Source organism: Comamonas serinivorans (assembly GCF_002158865.1).
Lineage (GTDB): Bacteria > Pseudomonadota > Gammaproteobacteria > Burkholderiales > Burkholderiaceae_C > Comamonas_E > Comamonas_E serinivorans.
The window spans coordinates 4,262,501-4,277,183 of sequence record NZ_CP021455.1 but is presented as its reverse complement, the minus strand read 5'-3'; the positions used below and the strand labels follow the sequence as shown (position 1 = coordinate 4,277,183).

The following is a 14,683-nucleotide window of genomic DNA, read 5'->3' as shown; positions in this document are numbered from 1 at the left end:
GCCTGGCGTGACTTAAGCCCGGCAAGGCGCTGCGCGCCCGCGACAGGCCCACCAGCCTCCGGCTGCCCCGTGGCCATCGCCTCGACGATGATGCGGCCATGTCGTTGCCCCAAACCCAGCCGCCGCACCCGCCCACCGGCGTGTGGGGAACCCTGACCATCACGCTGGCCATCCAGTCCATGGTGGCCATGGCGCTGCTCAGCCTGCCGGTCATCGCGAGCGAGGTGGCGCCGCAGCTGGGCGTCGCCGTCAGCTGGGTGGGCGGCTACGTGGCCCTGGCCTACGTGGCGGCCATGCTGTCCAGCCTGGGGTCGGGGGCGCTGGTCAAGCGCTTTGGCGCCATCCGCGCCAGTCAGCTGGGCTTGCTGGCATGCGCGGCGGGGCTGGCGCTGAGCGCCGTGCCCCACGTGGGGGTGATGGCGCTGGGGGCGCTGGCGGTGGGCATGGGTTATGGGCCGATCACGCCGGCCAGCTCACACCTGCTGGCGCAAAGCACGCCGCCGCACCGCATGGCGCTGGTGTTTTCGCTCAAGCAGACGGGGGTGCCGCTGGGCGGTCTGTTGGCGGGCGCCAGCGTGCCGGGACTGTCGCTCTGGCTGGGCTGGTCCGGTGCCCTGCTGGCGGTGGCGGCGGTGTCCGTGGTGTTGGCGGGCGTGGCGCAGCCGCTGCGCGCCGCGCTCGATGCAGACCGCCAGCCGCACGCGCGCCTGGGGGGCGCGGCTTTGAGCGAGCCGGTGCGCCTGGTGCTGGGCGAGCCCACGCTGGCGCGGCTGGCCGCGTGCTCGTTCGTGTTTTCGGCCACGCAGCTGGCCCTCACGGCCTACCTGTCGACCTTCCTCACGCACGACCTGGGCGTGGGGCTGGTGCTGGCCGGCCTGTGGCTGTCGTGGGCGCAGACGGGCGGCGTGCTCGGCCGCGTGGCCTGGGGCTATGTGGCCGACCGCTGGCTGGGGCCGCGCTGGACCCTGATCGGCCTGGCGCTGCTGATGGCCGCTTGCGCGCTGGCGACGGCCAACCTGCAGATGAGCTGGCCGCTGTGGGCCATCGGGGTGCTGCTGGTGGCGTTTGGCGCCAGCGCCGTGGGCTGGAACGGCGTCTACCTGTCCGAGGTGGCGCGCCAGGCGCCGACGGGTCTGGCCAGCATGGCCACGGGCGGCACGCTGGCCATCACCTTCATGGGCAACGTCTTCGGGCCCACGGCCTTTGGCTGGCTGGGGGCGCAGGTGGGCCACTTTCGGCTGGGCTACGCGCTGCTGGCGGCGCCCATCCTGGTGTGCGCGCTGCTGCTGTGGCGAACGCCGGCCCTGGGCGGCCTGGCCAGGCGAGGCGGTTCATGAGTATGGCCTCATCGCCGTTTCATGAACAACGGGAACAGGCCGATACTGACTGAGGGATCGATTTGCCGCGCGTCAGGATTCGCACCAGTCTGGCGGCACGGTTTCGGCATGGCGCAGGTCCACGTGGGCCTGCAGAAAATCGAGCACGGCGCGCGTGCGGGGCGGCAGCTGGTCGGGCCGGCCGGGGTAAACGGCGTGGATGGGCTCCAGGTCGCCGGGGTTGGCGTGCTGCAGCAGCACGCGCAAGCGGCCATGCCGCAGGTCATCCCAGGCGTGGTACAGCGACAGGCGCGCCACGCCGGCGCCTGCCAGCGCCAGGTGGCGCATGACCTCGCCGTCGTTCACGCGCAGCTGTTCGCCAATGGGCAGGGTCAGGCGCTTGGCCGCCACGCGCAGCGGCCAGTGCGGCATGGCGCGCGGGTAGTTCCAGCCGATGCGCACGTGCGCCGCCAGGTCGGACGGCTGGCGCGGCACGCCGTGCGCGGCCAGGTAGGCCGGCGAGGCGACGAGGACCTGCTGGGTCTGGCCCAGGCGCCGCGCCACCAGGTCGGACGCGGGCAGCCGGCCCCAGCGGATGGCGATGTCTGCCTGGGCCTCGATCAGGTCGACCACGTGGTCGGTGAAGCTGAGGTCGAACCGCAGCCGCGGAAACTCGGCCATCAGGCGTGGCATCAGGGGCACCACCAGACGCTGGCCGGTCGACGAGCTGGTGTTCAGGCGCACCAGCCCCTGCGGCTGGGCCTGGGCGCCCAGCGCGTGTTCCAGGTCGTTTAGCTCGCCCAGCACGCGCTTGGCGCCGGCCAGCAGCTCGCGGCCCTCGGGGGTGAGCTGCAGCTGGCGTGTGGAGCGCTGCAGCAGGCGCACGCCCAGGCGCTGCTCCAGCCGGGCGACGATTTTGCTGACGGCCGAGGGCGTCATCTCGAAACCCTGCGCCGCGGCTGAAAAACTGCCCAGCTCGGCCACGCGCACGAAGACACTGAGCTCGGCCGCGCGGTTCACGCGCAGTTCGTCGCCTGCACCGGGCAGCGCGCGCGGGCGATGCGGACCCAACGGGCGGCTGGGCACCTGGCGCGGCGTGGGATCAGGGACGTGACCGGTGGTGTGACCGGACGCGGCGGGTTCATTTGTGCCCATGGGGCACAAATGTAGTGCCCGGTGTCCATCTACTCAAGAGCCGGCGCCGGGCGCATCCTCTGCCCCCTGCCCACGTGGGCATCCGGCCGGGCCAACGGGCTCCGGCCGCATCGCATCCAACCAGGAAACTTCACATGCCATTGTCGCTGTTGGCGCTGGCGGCTGGTGCCTTTGGCATCGGCACCACCGAATTCATCATCATGGGCCTGCTGACCCAGGTCAGCCAGGACTTGCACATCTCCATCCCCACCGCGGGCACGCTGATTTCGGGCTACGCCCTGGGCGTGGCCGTGGGCGCGCCGGTGCTCACCCTGGGCACGCGGCGCTGGCCGCGCAAGCAGCTGCTCATGGCCCTCATGGGCATCTTCATCCTGGGCAATGTGGCGGCCTTCTTGGCCAGCAGCTACGGCTGGCTGCTGGCCGCCCGCGTGCTCACCTCGTTCACGCACGGCACCTTTTTCGGCGTGGGCGCGGTGGTGGCCACCGGGCTGGTGGCGCCCGACAAGCGGGCCTCGGCCATCGCGCTGATGTTTTCGGGCCTGACGCTGGCCACGCTGCTGGGCGTGCCCGTGGGCGCGTGGATCGGCCAGCACTGGGGCTGGCGCATGGCGTTTGCCGCCGTGGCCGGGGTGGGCGTGGTGGCCCTGGCCATCCTGGCGGTGTTCGTGCCGGCCGACCGCGAACGGCCCCAGCCCGCGCCGCTGCGCCAGGAATTGGCCGGGCTGCGTCGCCTGCAGGTGTGGCTGGCGCTGGGCATCACGGTGTTCGGCTTTGCCGGCGTGTTCGCGCTCTACACCTACATCGAGCCCGTGCTGACGCAGCTCACCGGCATGGGCAACAACGCCGTCGCCGCAACGCTGCTGCTGTTCGGCGCCGGCCTGGCGCTGGGCAACCTGTGGGGCGGCAAGCTGGCGGACCGGGGCGTGATGCGGGCGCTGCGCCAGAGCCTGCTGGCGCTGCTGGCCGTGCTCGTCGTCGGTCACTGGGCTTTTGGGCAGACGGCCGTGGCCATGGTCTATGTGCTGGTGCTGGGCGTGGCCGCCTTTGCCACCGTGGCGCCCATGCAGATGCGCGTGCTGGCGCAGGCTGGCACGGCGGGCGCTAACCTCGCGTCCAGCCTCAACATCGCCGCCTTCAACCTGGGCAACGCCCTGGGCGCCTGGGCCGGCGGCTGGGCCATCGCGCACGGCCTGGGCCTGCTGTCGGTCACCTGGGTGGCCGCCGGGCTGACGGTGCTGGGCCTGGCCCTGCAAGCCTGGAGCGCCCGCCTGCCCGATGCCAGCGCAGCGCCGGCCGGCGGCGGCGTGCCCCTTGCAGAGGCTGGCGCCGTCTGCCAGGCGGTTTGATGGGGTGATGTGCGGTATGCGGCTGTTCTCGTTTTCTAAAAAACGAATGTGGCGGCATACTGCTTGAAATCATGACGCCATGAAGCGGATCATGTCTCGCTTCTCGCTTCTCGCTTCTCGCTTCTCGCTTCTCGCTTCTCGCTTCTCGCTTCTCGCTTCTCGCTTCTCGCGCCATCCCAGCGCCAACGCTTGGTGGACGGGCAAGGCTGGCGGCGCCGGGGCTGGACGGCACGGCCCTTGACGCGGCCCAGGTGCGCTACGCGGGCGCTGCGCCCGGCATGGCCGCGCGCACGGCGTCGACCCGGGCGCTGTGGATCTGCTCGCCGATCTGCGGCCCGCGCAGTCCCTTGGCCAGCGCGGCCCGGGCGATGGGCGCGGTGTCCAGGGCCAGCAGGGCGTCCAGCAGGGCATTCAGGTAGGCCCGCTGCGGGTAGGCCCGGTCGGCCAGGCCCAGGCGGCCGCGCGCATCGCACTCGCAGGCCCACAGCGCATCGCGAAAACGCGCCGGCTTGCGGATGGCGTCGCTGCGCTCGAGCAGGCGCACGATGCTGGCGGGCTTGGCCTCCAGGCTGCGGTGCACGCTGGTGTGTTCGCGCGCCACCAGCTCGGCCAGGTCGCGGCAGGCCACGGGCACCTTCAGGCGCTCACACAGCGGCAGCAGCAGGTCCACGCTGCGCAGCTCGTGCAGGTGGTGCTTGGGCAGCAGGGCGGGGTCCGTGGTGCTCTTGCCCAGGTCGTGCATCAAGCCCGCAAAACGCACGGTCAGCGGCGCCTGCAGGGCAGCGGCCTGGTCGATCACCATCATCACGTGCACGCCGGTGTCCACCTCGGGGTGGTGCGCGGGCGGCTGCGGCACGCCCCACAGGCGGTCCAGCTCGGGCATCAAGACCTGAAGCGCGCCGCAGTCGCGCAGCACGGCGAACATGCGCGAGGGCCTGGCCTCCATCAGCCCGCGCGCCAGCTCTTGCCACACGCGCTCAGGCACCAGGTGGTCGACTTCGCCGGCCGCCACCATCTCGCGCATCAGCGCCAGGGTGTCGGGCGCCACGCTGAAGTCGGCATAGCGCGCCGCAAAGCGCGCCACGCGCAGGATGCGCACCGGGTCTTCGCGGAAAGCGTCGGTCACATGGCGCAGCACCTTGGCGGCCAGGTCGCGCTGGCCGCCGTAGGGGTCGATCAGCCGCGCGCTGCCGGCCGGCGCGCCTTCGTCCAGCCAGGGCAGCTCGGCGGCGATGGCGTTGATGGTGAGGTCGCGCCGGGCCAGGTCGTCTTCCAGCGTCACGTCGGGCGCGGCGTGCACGGCGAAGCCGGTATAGCCTTGTCCCGTCTTGCGCTCAGTGCGGGCCAGCGCGTACTCCTCGTGGGTCTGCGGGTGTAAAAAGACGGGGAAGTCCTTGCCCACGGCGGTGTAGCCGGCATCGAGCATGGCCTGGGGTGTGCCGCCCACCACCACCCAGTCGTGGTCTTGCGTGGGCAGGCCGAGCAAGCGGTCGCGCACGGCACCGCCAACGAGGTAGGTTTGCATGGGGGGATTGTGGCTTGCTGCCACACACCGCTCAGCTTTACCCCAGCAGGCGCGACGCCCATTGATCAAAGCACAAGCCGATGCCCGGGCGGTGATGATTGGCCTCGCGCCAGACGTCATCACCATGGCCCGCCTCATCCACGCCATTGCCGCCCATGCTGCGCGGCTCGTAACTCGCCGCACCCGTCACACGGTAAACCCAGGGTCCTGGCCATCGCCGGGCAACTCGGCCAGCCCCACGGGCAGCCGTTGGTGGCGAAGGCGAAATGCCTCGATCGCCCGCATCTCTTCCGTAAGGAGAAAGCAAGTGGTGTTGTCGTGGCTGTCGTCAAACGCATGCAAGAACGCAGAGAAAAACAACACCGCAGCGCCGAGCAGCGCAATCAATCCCAGCCACAGCTTGCGCATGCATCACTCCTTCACCTGGCAGACCTCTGCCACAGGGTCCCAGCGCAGGTCGTCTCCCCCGCCGCCCTCGTCTTGCCCATTGGGCCCGGCTGAGTGCAGCGACCAGCCGTTCTCACTCAAAACCCGATAGCGCATGGACCGGCCCCAGGAATCGACTGGCAGCTCGCGCAATTGCTCAGGCAGCAAGTCGGTCAGTTGTGCAGGTGGACGCCCATGCGCCGTGCGGTACAGCGCAATGGCCTTGTCCACGTCGTTGAACTGAACGCAGGTGACTTGCGCCTTGCTGACCGATTCATCAATCGGCGGCCACAGCAGGACAAAGCCAGCCGCCAAGGCCAGGCCACCACAGATCCATCGCAAAGGTGCATGCATGCCGCTGCGACTCGGTCCGTCGACAAAGGTTCAGCTGCACAGCCAAACGGTCACACCAGCACATCATTGGCAGTATGCAAAGCTTGCCGCCAGATTTATAGGAGTAGGCATGTAATACCCCATTAATACGACTTCGGCAGCCCCAGCACCTTTTCGGCGATGAAGCACAGGATCAGCTGCGGGCTGATGGGGGCCAGGCGGGGGATCCAGCTCTCGCGCATGTAGCGCTCGACGTGGAATTCCTTGGCGTAGCCCATGCCGCCATGCGTGAAGATGGCGGTTTCGCAGGCGCGGTAGCCGGCTTCGGCGCCAAAGAACTTGGCGGCGTTGGCCTCGGCCCCGCAGGGTTTGTGCTGGTCGTACAGCCAGGCGGCTTTCATGGCCAGCAGGAAGGCGGCTTCCAGCTCGATCCAGCGCTCGGCCAGCGGGTGCTGGATGCCCTGGTTCTTGCCGATCGGGCGGTCGAACACGATGCGCTCGCCCGCGTAGTGCGCGGCGCGCTTGAGGGCCGCGCGGCCCAGGCCGATGGCCTCGGACGCGATGAGGATGCGCTCGGGGTTCATGCCGTGCAGGATGTATTCGAAGCCCTTGTGCTCTTCGCCGATGCGGTCTTCGACGGGCACGCGTAGGCCGTCGATGAAGACCTGGTTGGTGTCCACGCACTTGCGGCCCATCTTGGGGATCTCGCGCACTTCGACCGTGCTGCGGTCGAGGTCGGTGTAGAACAGGCTCAGGCCTTCGGTGCCCTTGCAGTCTTCCACCGGCTTGGTGCGGGCCAGCAGCAGGATTTTGTTGGCCTCCTGCGCGGTCGAGATGAACACCTTCTGGCCGTGCACCACGTAGTGGTCGCCGTCGCGCACGGCGCGGGTCTTGAGCTTGAGGGTGTTGAGTCCAGTGTTGGGCTCGGTCACGCCGAAGCAGGCCTTGTCCTTGCCGGCGATCAGCGGCGGCAGCATGCGCGCCTTCTGCGCCTGCGTGCCGTAGACCACGACCGGGTGCAGGCCGAAGATGTTCATGTGCACGGCCGACGCGCCCGACAGGCCCGCGCCGGTGCCGGCGATGGTGTGCATCATCAGCGCCGCCTCGGTGATGCCCAGGCCGGCCCCGCCGAACTCTTCGGGCATGGCGATGCCCAGCCAGCCCGACTGGGCCAGGGCGTTGTAGAAGGCCTCGGGGAATTCGCCGTCGTTGTCGCGGGCCAGCCAGTAGTCGGCATCAAACGGCGTGCACACCTTTTCGATGGCGTCGACGATTTGCTGCTGCTGTTCGTTGAGTGCGAAGTCCATGCGCGTGTGGGATAGCTTGCCCGGACGGGCGGAACTGGGCATTTTTGCACCGTCGCGGGGCGCGGCCAATCGCCCGCGCGTCAAAGGCGGCGGGCTGGCGCCAGGTCATGCGCGGGCCTGGCCCATGGAATCGGGGTTGCCGCACAGGCGATCCGGCGTGGTGAAGGGCCGCGCGAGGCGGGCCGCGCCACGTGCCCGGGATGCGAGCAGCGCCAGCGCCAGCGGCTCGCGCGTCTCGCCCAGATCGGCGATGCAACGGCGCGCCGAGACGCGCATGTCGGGCTGGATGAGGGGTGTTCGCCGAGGGACAGTGCCCAACCCCTCACAACTGAAAAGCAGTATGGCCTTGTCATCATTGATTGAAAAACGGGAGTGAGGGACTACTCCACAGCATGAGGCGTCCCTGCACGGCTCGAGCCTGCAGGTTGCATCCGAGGGATGCCGCCGCGGCACAAGGGCGTCAAGGGGCAACAACGAATTGCACCGCCCACGCGCCCTGGCCCAGCATTTCCCGAGGACGCCGCAACGGAAGCCAGCCGAAGCGGTCAGCCAGCGAGGCTCACGGGCGCCACCCGCATCGGGATCGTCACCGGGCCGTCGTTGACGAGCTGCACCTGCATGTCGGCGCCGAATTCCCCCGTGGCCACGGTGGGGTGCAGCGCGCGGGCGCGCGCCACCACGTGCTCGTACAGCGCACGTCCCAGCTCGGGTGGGGCGGCGGCGCCAAAGCTGGGGCGGTTGCCGCTCCACACGTCTGCCGCCAGCGTGAACTGGCTCACGATCAGCAGGCCGCCCTGCACGTCCTGCACGCTGAGGTTCATCTTGCCGGCGGGGTCGGCGAACACGCGCAGCTTGAGCAGCTTGGCCAGCAGGCGCTCGCCGGTGGCGGTGTCGTCCCCGCGTTCGGCGCACAGCAGGACCAGCAGGCCGCGGCCGATGGCGCCGGTGGTGCGGCCGCCCACTGTCACATTGGCTTGCAACACGCGCTGGATCAAGGCAATCATTCTTGGCTACAGTGCCCATGGATGAACAACCGAGGAGTATGCATGAGACCCCAATGGCAAACCCTGCTGCGGCGCATGGGCCATGGCCTGGCCGTGCTGGCGGTGGCCGTGACGACGCTGACGGCCGGCGTGGATGCGCAGGCCCAGAATTCGCGCGAGGCCATCGAAGCCGTTCGCAAGCACCGCGCTGAACAAAGCCAGCAGCAGGGCCAGCGCAGCCCGGCGCCTGCGGCGAAAGCCGCGCCGCGGTCGACCAAGGACCAGCCCTACCGCTCGAGCGCCGATCCCTCGGCGGACCCCAACGCCAGCCTCAAGAGCTGCATGGACCACGTGGGCATGAACCCCGTGGCACGCGACCGTTGCATGCGCCAGCACTGCCAGGGGCGCTGGGGCCAGGGGGCCTGTCCGGCCAGTGGCGGCAACGTCATCGGCGACCAGGGCGGCCGCTCGAACACGCCGCTGGGCAAGTGCCTGACCGAGGCGGGTAACAACCCCTTCCGCCGCAACGCCTGCGGCTGGGCGCATTGCAAGAACGACTGGAGCTCGGCCGAGTGCAAGGCCCTGGCGCCGCAGCACACCCAGCCCAGCAACTGACGCGCGTTGGTGTGTTGAAAGGCAGTATGGCCGGGTTGTCGTTCAAATTTGAACGACAACCCGGCCATACTGCTTCATGGGGTGATCTGCCAGGCTTCGATGCTCTGTGCGGGGCACTGGGCGGTTCGCAGCCCGGCTGGCGCAGCGGTTGGACGCCATGTCTGAGGCCACGGCTGACCGCGTTGATCGCCAGACCCCCGGTGCGCCGCGTCCGCCAGGCCTGGGCCTTGGCCGTGCGCGACTCAGCTCAGGGTCACGCGCGCGAACTTGCGCTTGCCCACCTGCAGCACATACGTCCCCACATCCAGCTTGAGGCCGCGATCGCTGACGACCTGGCCGTCGATGCGCACGCCACCGCCGTCGATGAGGCGGTTGGCTTCACCGGTGGAGGCGGCCAGGTTGGCTTGCTTGATGAGTGCGCCGATGCCCACCGGTGCACCGGTCAGCGTCAGCTCCGGAATCTCGTCGGGGATGCCGCCCTTGCTGCGCAATGCGAAGTCCTGCTCGGCCGCGTCGGCCGCCGCGGCCGAATGGAATCGCGCCGTGATCTCCTTGGCCAGCATGACCTTGGCGTCCTTGGGGTTGCGTCCGCCCGTCACCTCGGCCTTCAGGGCGTCGATTTCGGCCAGGGACTTGAACGACAGCAGCGTGTACCAGTCCCACATCAGGTCGTCCGAGATCGACAAGGTCTTGGCGAACATGGTGTTCGCGTCCTCGGTGATGCCGATGTAGTTGTGCTTGGACTTGGACATCTTGTGCTCGCCGTCCAGCCCCACCAGCAGCGGCATGGTCAGCACGCACTGTGGCTCCTGCCCGTGCTCCTGCTGCAGGTGGCGGCCCATGAGCAGGTTGAACTTCTGGTCGGTGCCGCCCAGTTCCAGGTCCGACTTCAGGGCGACGGAGTCATAGCCCTGCATCAGCGGGTAGAGGAACTCGTGCAGGCTGATGGAGCTGCCCTCGGTGAAGCGCTGGTGGAAGTCGTTGCGCTCCATCATGCGGGCCACCGTGTACTTGGCGGCGAGCTGGATCATGCCGCGCGCGCCCAGTTGGTCGCACCACTCGGAGTTGTAGCGCAGCTCGGTGCGCTCGGGGTCGAGGATCTTGTAGGCCTGCTCGCGGTAGGTCTCGGCGTTGACGCGGATCTGCTCGGCCGACAGCGGGGGGCGCGTGCTGTTGCGGCCCGAGGGGTCGCCGATCAGGCTGGTGAAGTCGCCGATCAGGAAGATGACCGTGTGCCCCAGGTTCTGCAATTGGCGCAATTTATTGAGCACCACCGTGTGGCCGATGTGGATGTCGGGCGCGGTGGGGTCCAGCCCGAGCTTGATCCGCAGCGGCTCACCCGTGGCTTCCGCCCGGGCCAGCTTCTGCAGCCAGTCGGATTCGGGGATCAATTCGTCGGCGCCACGCAAGGTGATGGCCAACGCTTCGCGGACCCGATCGGTGACCGGATGGCGTGTAACAGCAGGGGCATTCATAGGGATAATTTATTGTAGGCATCTACCTACGTCGATATACTGAAGCTATCGCTGGTCGCAGCTCAAAGCATTTTATGCGGCCAAACTTCATGCAATTTTCACACTTGCGCGCCGTTTCCGGGGCGGATCGGGCTTCTGCCCGGTGCCGATCGATGGTATGGGCCATCACCCCGACATCCCTGGCGGGCAAGACAGGTTCTCGTGAAACAAACATTCATCAACGCATCGTTGGCGATGGCCGATTCCCTCCAGCGTCACCCTCAGCGCGTGACGGCCGCTTTGGCAGCGGTGTTCCTGTTGGGCGGTGGTGGGGCCTTCGCCGTGGCCAATGGCAGCGCCACCGACAGCAATGTAAAAGTTCGTGAGATCACGCATTCGGTGCAGACGCAAGGCCTGGCCGAACAGGTCAAGGCGCTGGAGGGCTACAGCTTCCAGTTGAGCCGTCAGGACACCTCGCGCCAGAACGACACCGCCGACTCGTTGCTGAGCCGCCTGGGGGTGGTCGATGCCGAAGCCGCAGCCTTCATCCGCCAGAACAAATCGGTGCGCGAGGCGTTGCTGGGCACGTCGGGGCGCACGGTGTCGGCGCAGGTTGACGAGCGCCAGCGCCTGGTGTCGCTGACCACCCGTTGGATCGATGGAGACGAGGCCGTGAAGTTTTCGCGGCTGGTGGTCGAGCGCGACGACCAGGGCCTGCTGTCGCGCGTCGAGTCGGCGCCGCTGACTGCTGCCACACGGGTGGTGAGCGGCCAGGTCGATTCCAAGCTGTTCACGGCGATGGACGAGGCGCGCATTCCCGATTCGGTGACCGACCAGCTGACCGAGATCTTTTCCGGTCTGGTCGATTTCCACCGGTCGGTGCGCCGCGGTGATCGGTTCACGCTGGTGTACGAGGTGATGGAGGCCGATGGCGAGGCGCTGCGTGCAGGGCGTGTGCTGTCGGCCGAGTTCATCAACCGGGGCAAGCGCAACCAGGCCATGTGGTTCGAGCAGACCCCGGGCAACGGCGGCTACTACACCCCTGACGGCAAGAGCCTCAAGCGCAGCTACACCGTGGCGCCCTTGGCGTTCACGCGCGTGTCGAGCAACTTCGGCAGCCGCAATCACCCCATCTTCGGCTACGTGCGCGAGCATTCGGGGGTCGATTACGCGGCGCCCACCGGCACGCCGGTGCGCACGGTGGGCGATGGTCAGGTGACCTTTGCCGGCGTGCAGAGCGGCTATGGCAACGTGGTGTTCGTGGACCATGGCCAAGGCCAGAGCACGGTGTATGCCCACCTGAGCCGGATCGACGTTGCGCAGGGTCAAAAGATCACGCAAGGCACCACGATCGGCGCCGTGGGCTCGACCGGCTATGCCACCGGCCCCCACCTGCATTTCGAATTCCGCATCAACAACGAGCCGCACGACCCGGCGGTGTTGGCCGACTACGCCCGCACCCAGCCCATCGCGCCCGAGTTGCGCCAGGTGTTCAAGACGGCGTCGGCCTACATGAGCACCCAAATGGCGGCGGCCAAGCAATTGCAAAGCGGTGTGATGGGTGAGTGAGCCCGTCGCCCATCCCTGTTCCGATTCAAAGCCGCGTTTCGCGGCTTTTTTCATGTAGCCGACCATGACCCACGCACCGTTTCTCGCCATTGGCCTGATGTCCGGCACCTCCATGGACGGGGTGGATGCCGTGCTGATGCGCTTCGACGCCCAGGCGCCGATGCAGCGCCTGGCCCATGCGCACCGGGCCATGCCCGGCGAGCTGCGCGAAGAGTTGCTGGCGCTGAATGCCGCCGGGGCCAACGAGTTGCATCGGGCCTCGGTGGCATCGATTGCCCTGGTGCGCTTGTATGCCGAAGCGGTGACGCGGGTGCTCGCAGACGCCGGCTTGCAGGCCGCGGCGATCGATGCGCTGGGCGCGCATGGTCAAACGGTGCGCCATCACCCGCAAGCGGTGTCGGCCGACTTGCCCCATGGCTACACCTTGCAGCTCAACCAGCCCGCGTTGTTGGCCGAGTTGACGGGCATCACCGTGGTGGCCGACCTGCGTGCACGCGATCTGGCGGCGGGCGGCCAGGGGGCGCCGTTGGTGCCAGCCTTTCACCAGGCGTGGCTGGGCAAGGCGGCGGGCGATACCGTGGTCCTCAACTGGGGCGGCATTGCCAACATCAGCATCCTGGAGGGCGATGCGGTGCGCGGGTTGGATACCGGACCGGCCAATGCCCTGCTCGACCTGTGGTGCGAGCGGCACCTGAAGGCACCCTATGACCGCGATGGCGCATGGGCAGCGACGGGACGGGTGCAGCCCGAGCTGCTGCAGCGCTTGCTGGCCCACCCGTTCTTTGCCCGGCAGCCGCCCAAGAGCACGGGGCGCGACGATTTCCACTTGGCTTGGCTGACGGGGTGTTTGCAGGCCGTGGGGGATGTGTCACCCGTCGATGTGCAGGCCACGCTGGCCGAGCTGACGGCGCAGAGCACGGCCGACGCCATCGTGCGGCACGCGCCGGCGGCCACGCGCGTGATCCTGTGCGGGGGCGGCAGCCGAAATGGCGATCTGGTGCGCCGCTTGCAGCGCCGATTGCCGGGGTTGTGCTTTGAAACGGCAGAGATGCATGGCCTGGCCAGCGACGAGGTCGAGGCGGCGGCGTTTGCCTGGTTGGCCTGGCGCTGCTGCCAGGGGCTGCCGGGCAACCTGCCCAGCGTCACCCATGCCCAGGGGCCGCGCATCCTGGGGGCCATCTACCCGCGATGAGGCTGGGCTGAAGCCTTTGGCGCGCTGGTCAGGGCTGCGGGCGTCTGCGTCACACCGTGTGGAGCATGGTCCATGCGCCCACATGCGTTGGTCCCGTTGAGTGCGATTGGTGCATGGGGTATCCTGACATTGCCGTTTACAGGAGATCGGCAACAACCCCATACCCCGCAAAAAATGTTGCGTAAGCCCGATGCGTTGCGCGATCTCGATAAGCTGGGCGAAGCGGATGCGTTGGCTGTGCGCGGCGCGGCAGGGCCACGCCGTGGGTCCCACCGCGTGCGTGCGTGCAGTTCGACGGTTCCTCGCTGCGACGGTCTGTGGTTCGGTGTGTGAGGGTTTGCCTGGCGCGAAACGCGCCGGCGGTGCCGATGCGTGCGGGGTGGGCCGCTTGGCGCCTCACGTTGGACGGTTTGGCCCGCACATCGGCGTACATCGTGTCTGGTGGTTCGATGGGGCATGCGGCCGGCGAGTCACGTTGAACGTTGCATCCTGGCTTCGATGTTGAGCGTGAGGTAGTATGGGGTGGTCACCGTTTCTGGATAAACGAAAATCGGGTCATACTGCTTGAAATTCAACAATCGATCTGAGATGCGACGTGACGCTCAGCCCATGCGAGCGCCCAAGGCTTCCCAGCGTTCCAGGGCATCCATCAAGGCGGTTTCGATCTCGGTGTCGCGTGCCTGCAGGGCCACGGCGCGCTCCAGGTCGCTGGCGTACAGGCTGCCGTCGGCCAGTTCGGCGCGCAGGGCGGTCTGCTCGGCCTCCAGCGCTTCGATCTGCTGGGGCAGGGCATCGAACTCGCGCTGCTCTTTGTAGGAAAGCTTTTTCCGCGGGGCGCTCGGGCTGGCGGATGAAGGGGCTGCGCTGTCGGGTGACGACGCCTCGGCCGCGGAGGGGGCCGTCGTGCGGGACGCTGCCGGCACCGTGTCGGCGAAGGCGCGCCAACGCTCGCTTTGCGCCAGCCAGTCATCCACCCCGCCTTCGTATTCGCGCCAGTGGCCGGGGCTGTCCCAGGCAATCGTGCTGGTGACCACGTTGTCCAGGAAGGCGCGGTCGTGGCTGACGAGGAACACCGTGCCTTCGTACTGGGCCAGCATGTCTTCCAGCAATTCCAGGGTGTCGATGTCGAGGTCGTTGGTGGGTTCGTCCAGCACCAGCACGTTGGCGGGCCGGGCAAACAGGCGGGCCAGCAGCAGGCGGTTGCGTTCACCGCCGGACAGGCTGCGAACGGGCGAATGCGCACGCGCCGGGCTGAACAGGAAATCGCCCAGGTAACTCTTCACGTGCTGGCGCTTCTGGCCGATCTCGATCCATTCGCTGCCGGGACTGATGAAGTCCTCCAGCGTGGCATCGAGGTTGAGGGTGTCGCGCATCTGGTCGAAGTAGGCGACTTGCAGGTTGGCGCCGCGCTTGATGTGGCCCGAGTCGGCGTCCAGCTCGCCCAGGATCAGCTTGAGCAGCG

14 protein-coding genes (1 of these 14 only partly in view) are annotated in these 14,683 nt (G+C 68.2%); 5 read left to right on the top strand and 9 right to left on the bottom strand.

The window, feature by feature from the left end:
* The first annotated feature begins 98 nt into the window (after positions 1–98).
* Complete coding sequence (locus CCO03_RS18310; RefSeq protein WP_087283419.1) at positions 99–1,337, top strand: MFS transporter; 1,239 nt, start codon at positions 99–101, stop codon at positions 1,335–1,337.
* Positions 1,338–1,409: 72 nt separating this feature from the next.
* On the opposite strand, the gene CCO03_RS18305 is transcribed toward CCO03_RS18310, so the two are convergent.
* Positions 1,410–2,471 (bottom strand): LysR family transcriptional regulator, encoded by a 1,062-nt coding sequence (locus CCO03_RS18305; protein ID WP_087283417.1) that lies wholly within the window; start codon positions 2,469–2,471, stop codon positions 1,410–1,412.
* Positions 2,472–2,605: 134 nt separating this feature from the next.
* On the opposite strand from CCO03_RS18305, the gene CCO03_RS18300 reads away from it, so the two are divergent.
* Positions 2,606–3,817 carry an MFS transporter gene (locus CCO03_RS18300; protein ID WP_087283415.1) on the top strand — a complete coding sequence of 404 codons (1,212 nt, stop codon included), beginning with the start codon at positions 2,606–2,608 and terminating at the stop codon, positions 3,815–3,817.
* Between the two features lie 256 nt (positions 3,818–4,073).
* On the opposite strand, the gene CCO03_RS18295 is transcribed toward CCO03_RS18300, so the two are convergent.
* The 6 genes from CCO03_RS18295 to dtd form a co-directional block, all read right to left on the bottom strand.
* Positions 4,074–5,342: a multifunctional CCA addition/repair protein gene (locus CCO03_RS18295; RefSeq protein WP_087283413.1), complete on the bottom strand. Its 1,269-nt coding sequence runs from the start codon at positions 5,340–5,342 to the stop codon at positions 4,074–4,076.
* Positions 5,343–5,528: 186 nt separating this feature from the next.
* Positions 5,529–5,750 carry a hypothetical protein gene (locus tag CCO03_RS18290; RefSeq protein ID WP_087283411.1) on the bottom strand — a complete coding sequence of 74 codons (222 nt, stop codon included), beginning with the start codon at positions 5,748–5,750 and terminating at the stop codon, positions 5,529–5,531.
* 3 nt (positions 5,751–5,753) lie between these two features.
* Positions 5,754–6,122, bottom strand: a complete 369-nt coding sequence (locus CCO03_RS18285; protein ID WP_157667795.1) for a hypothetical protein — start codon at positions 6,120–6,122, stop codon at positions 5,754–5,756.
* A gap of 122 nt (positions 6,123–6,244) precedes the next feature.
* Entirely contained in the window at positions 6,245–7,408 is a 1,164-nt protein-coding gene (locus CCO03_RS18280; protein WP_087283408.1) for an acyl-CoA dehydrogenase family protein, read from the bottom strand.
* 105 nt (positions 7,409–7,513) lie between these two features.
* Positions 7,514–7,726, bottom strand: a complete 213-nt coding sequence (locus tag CCO03_RS19990) for a hypothetical protein (RefSeq protein ID WP_205690333.1) — start codon at positions 7,724–7,726, stop codon at positions 7,514–7,516.
* A 227-nt stretch (positions 7,727–7,953) separates the two neighbouring features.
* Positions 7,954–8,412, bottom strand: coding sequence for a D-aminoacyl-tRNA deacylase (gene dtd / locus CCO03_RS18275; RefSeq protein ID WP_087283406.1), 459 nt, complete (start codon positions 8,410–8,412; stop codon positions 7,954–7,956).
* A 42-nt stretch (positions 8,413–8,454) separates the two neighbouring features.
* On the opposite strand from dtd, the gene CCO03_RS18270 reads away from it, so the two are divergent.
* Complete coding sequence (locus tag CCO03_RS18270; protein WP_157667793.1) at positions 8,455–9,006, top strand: hypothetical protein; 552 nt, start codon at positions 8,455–8,457, stop codon at positions 9,004–9,006.
* A 242-nt stretch (positions 9,007–9,248) separates the two neighbouring features.
* Here CCO03_RS18270 and tyrS read toward each other — a convergent pair whose 3' ends face one another.
* The gene (gene tyrS / locus CCO03_RS18265) at positions 9,249–10,481 is read right to left on the bottom strand and encodes a tyrosine--tRNA ligase (protein WP_087283402.1); all 1,233 of its coding nucleotides are present in this window, start codon (positions 10,479–10,481) and stop codon (positions 9,249–9,251) included.
* Positions 10,482–10,715: 234 nt separating this feature from the next.
* Between tyrS and CCO03_RS18260 the strand changes: the two genes are divergently transcribed.
* Both CCO03_RS18260 and CCO03_RS18255 read left to right on the top strand, forming a co-directional pair.
* The gene (locus CCO03_RS18260) at positions 10,716–12,029 is read left to right on the top strand and encodes a M23 family metallopeptidase (RefSeq protein ID WP_087283400.1); all 1,314 of its coding nucleotides are present in this window, start codon (positions 10,716–10,718) and stop codon (positions 12,027–12,029) included.
* Between the two features lie 64 nt (positions 12,030–12,093).
* The gene (locus CCO03_RS18255) at positions 12,094–13,221 is read left to right on the top strand and encodes an anhydro-N-acetylmuramic acid kinase (RefSeq protein ID WP_087283398.1); all 1,128 of its coding nucleotides are present in this window, start codon (positions 12,094–12,096) and stop codon (positions 13,219–13,221) included.
* 602 nt (positions 13,222–13,823) lie between these two features.
* Here CCO03_RS18255 and CCO03_RS18250 read toward each other — a convergent pair.
* Positions 13,824–14,683: the 3' end of an ATP-binding cassette domain-containing protein gene (locus tag CCO03_RS18250; protein ID WP_087283396.1), read on the bottom strand. It continues 1,048 nt past the right edge of the window; 860 of the gene's 1,908 nt are visible here — the last part of the coding sequence; its start codon lies off the right edge, out of view; its stop codon occupies positions 13,824–13,826.

What these genes read in the sequence shown, in the direction of transcription:
- CCO03_RS18295 (WP_087283413.1), bottom strand. Translation starts at nt 5,342, where the DNA reads ATGCAAACCTACCTCGTTGGCGGTGCCGTGCGCGACCGCTTGCTCGGC.
- CCO03_RS18255 (WP_087283398.1), top strand. Translation starts at nt 12,094, where the DNA reads ATGACCCACGCACCGTTTCTCGCCATTGGCCTGATGTCCGGCACCTCC.
- CCO03_RS18290 (WP_087283411.1), bottom strand. Translation starts at nt 5,750, where the DNA reads ATGCGCAAGCTGTGGCTGGGATTGATTGCGCTGCTCGGCGCTGCGGTG.
- CCO03_RS18285 (WP_157667795.1), bottom strand. Translation starts at nt 6,122, where the DNA reads ATGCATGCACCTTTGCGATGGATCTGTGGTGGCCTGGCCTTGGCGGCT.
- CCO03_RS18310 (WP_087283419.1), top strand. Translation starts at nt 99, where the DNA reads ATGTCGTTGCCCCAAACCCAGCCGCCGCACCCGCCCACCGGCGTGTGG.
- dtd (WP_087283406.1), bottom strand. Translation starts at nt 8,412, where the DNA reads ATGATTGCCTTGATCCAGCGCGTGTTGCAAGCCAATGTGACAGTGGGC.
- CCO03_RS18270 (WP_157667793.1), top strand. Translation starts at nt 8,455, where the DNA reads ATGAGACCCCAATGGCAAACCCTGCTGCGGCGCATGGGCCATGGCCTG.
- CCO03_RS18280 (WP_087283408.1), bottom strand. Translation starts at nt 7,408, where the DNA reads ATGGACTTCGCACTCAACGAACAGCAGCAGCAAATCGTCGACGCCATC.
- CCO03_RS18300 (WP_087283415.1), top strand. Translation starts at nt 2,606, where the DNA reads ATGCCATTGTCGCTGTTGGCGCTGGCGGCTGGTGCCTTTGGCATCGGC.
- tyrS (WP_087283402.1), bottom strand. Translation starts at nt 10,481, where the DNA reads ATGAATGCCCCTGCTGTTACACGCCATCCGGTCACCGATCGGGTCCGC.
- CCO03_RS18260 (WP_087283400.1), top strand. Translation starts at nt 10,716, where the DNA reads ATGGCCGATTCCCTCCAGCGTCACCCTCAGCGCGTGACGGCCGCTTTG.
- CCO03_RS18305 (WP_087283417.1), bottom strand. Translation starts at nt 2,471, where the DNA reads ATGGGCACAAATGAACCCGCCGCGTCCGGTCACACCACCGGTCACGTC.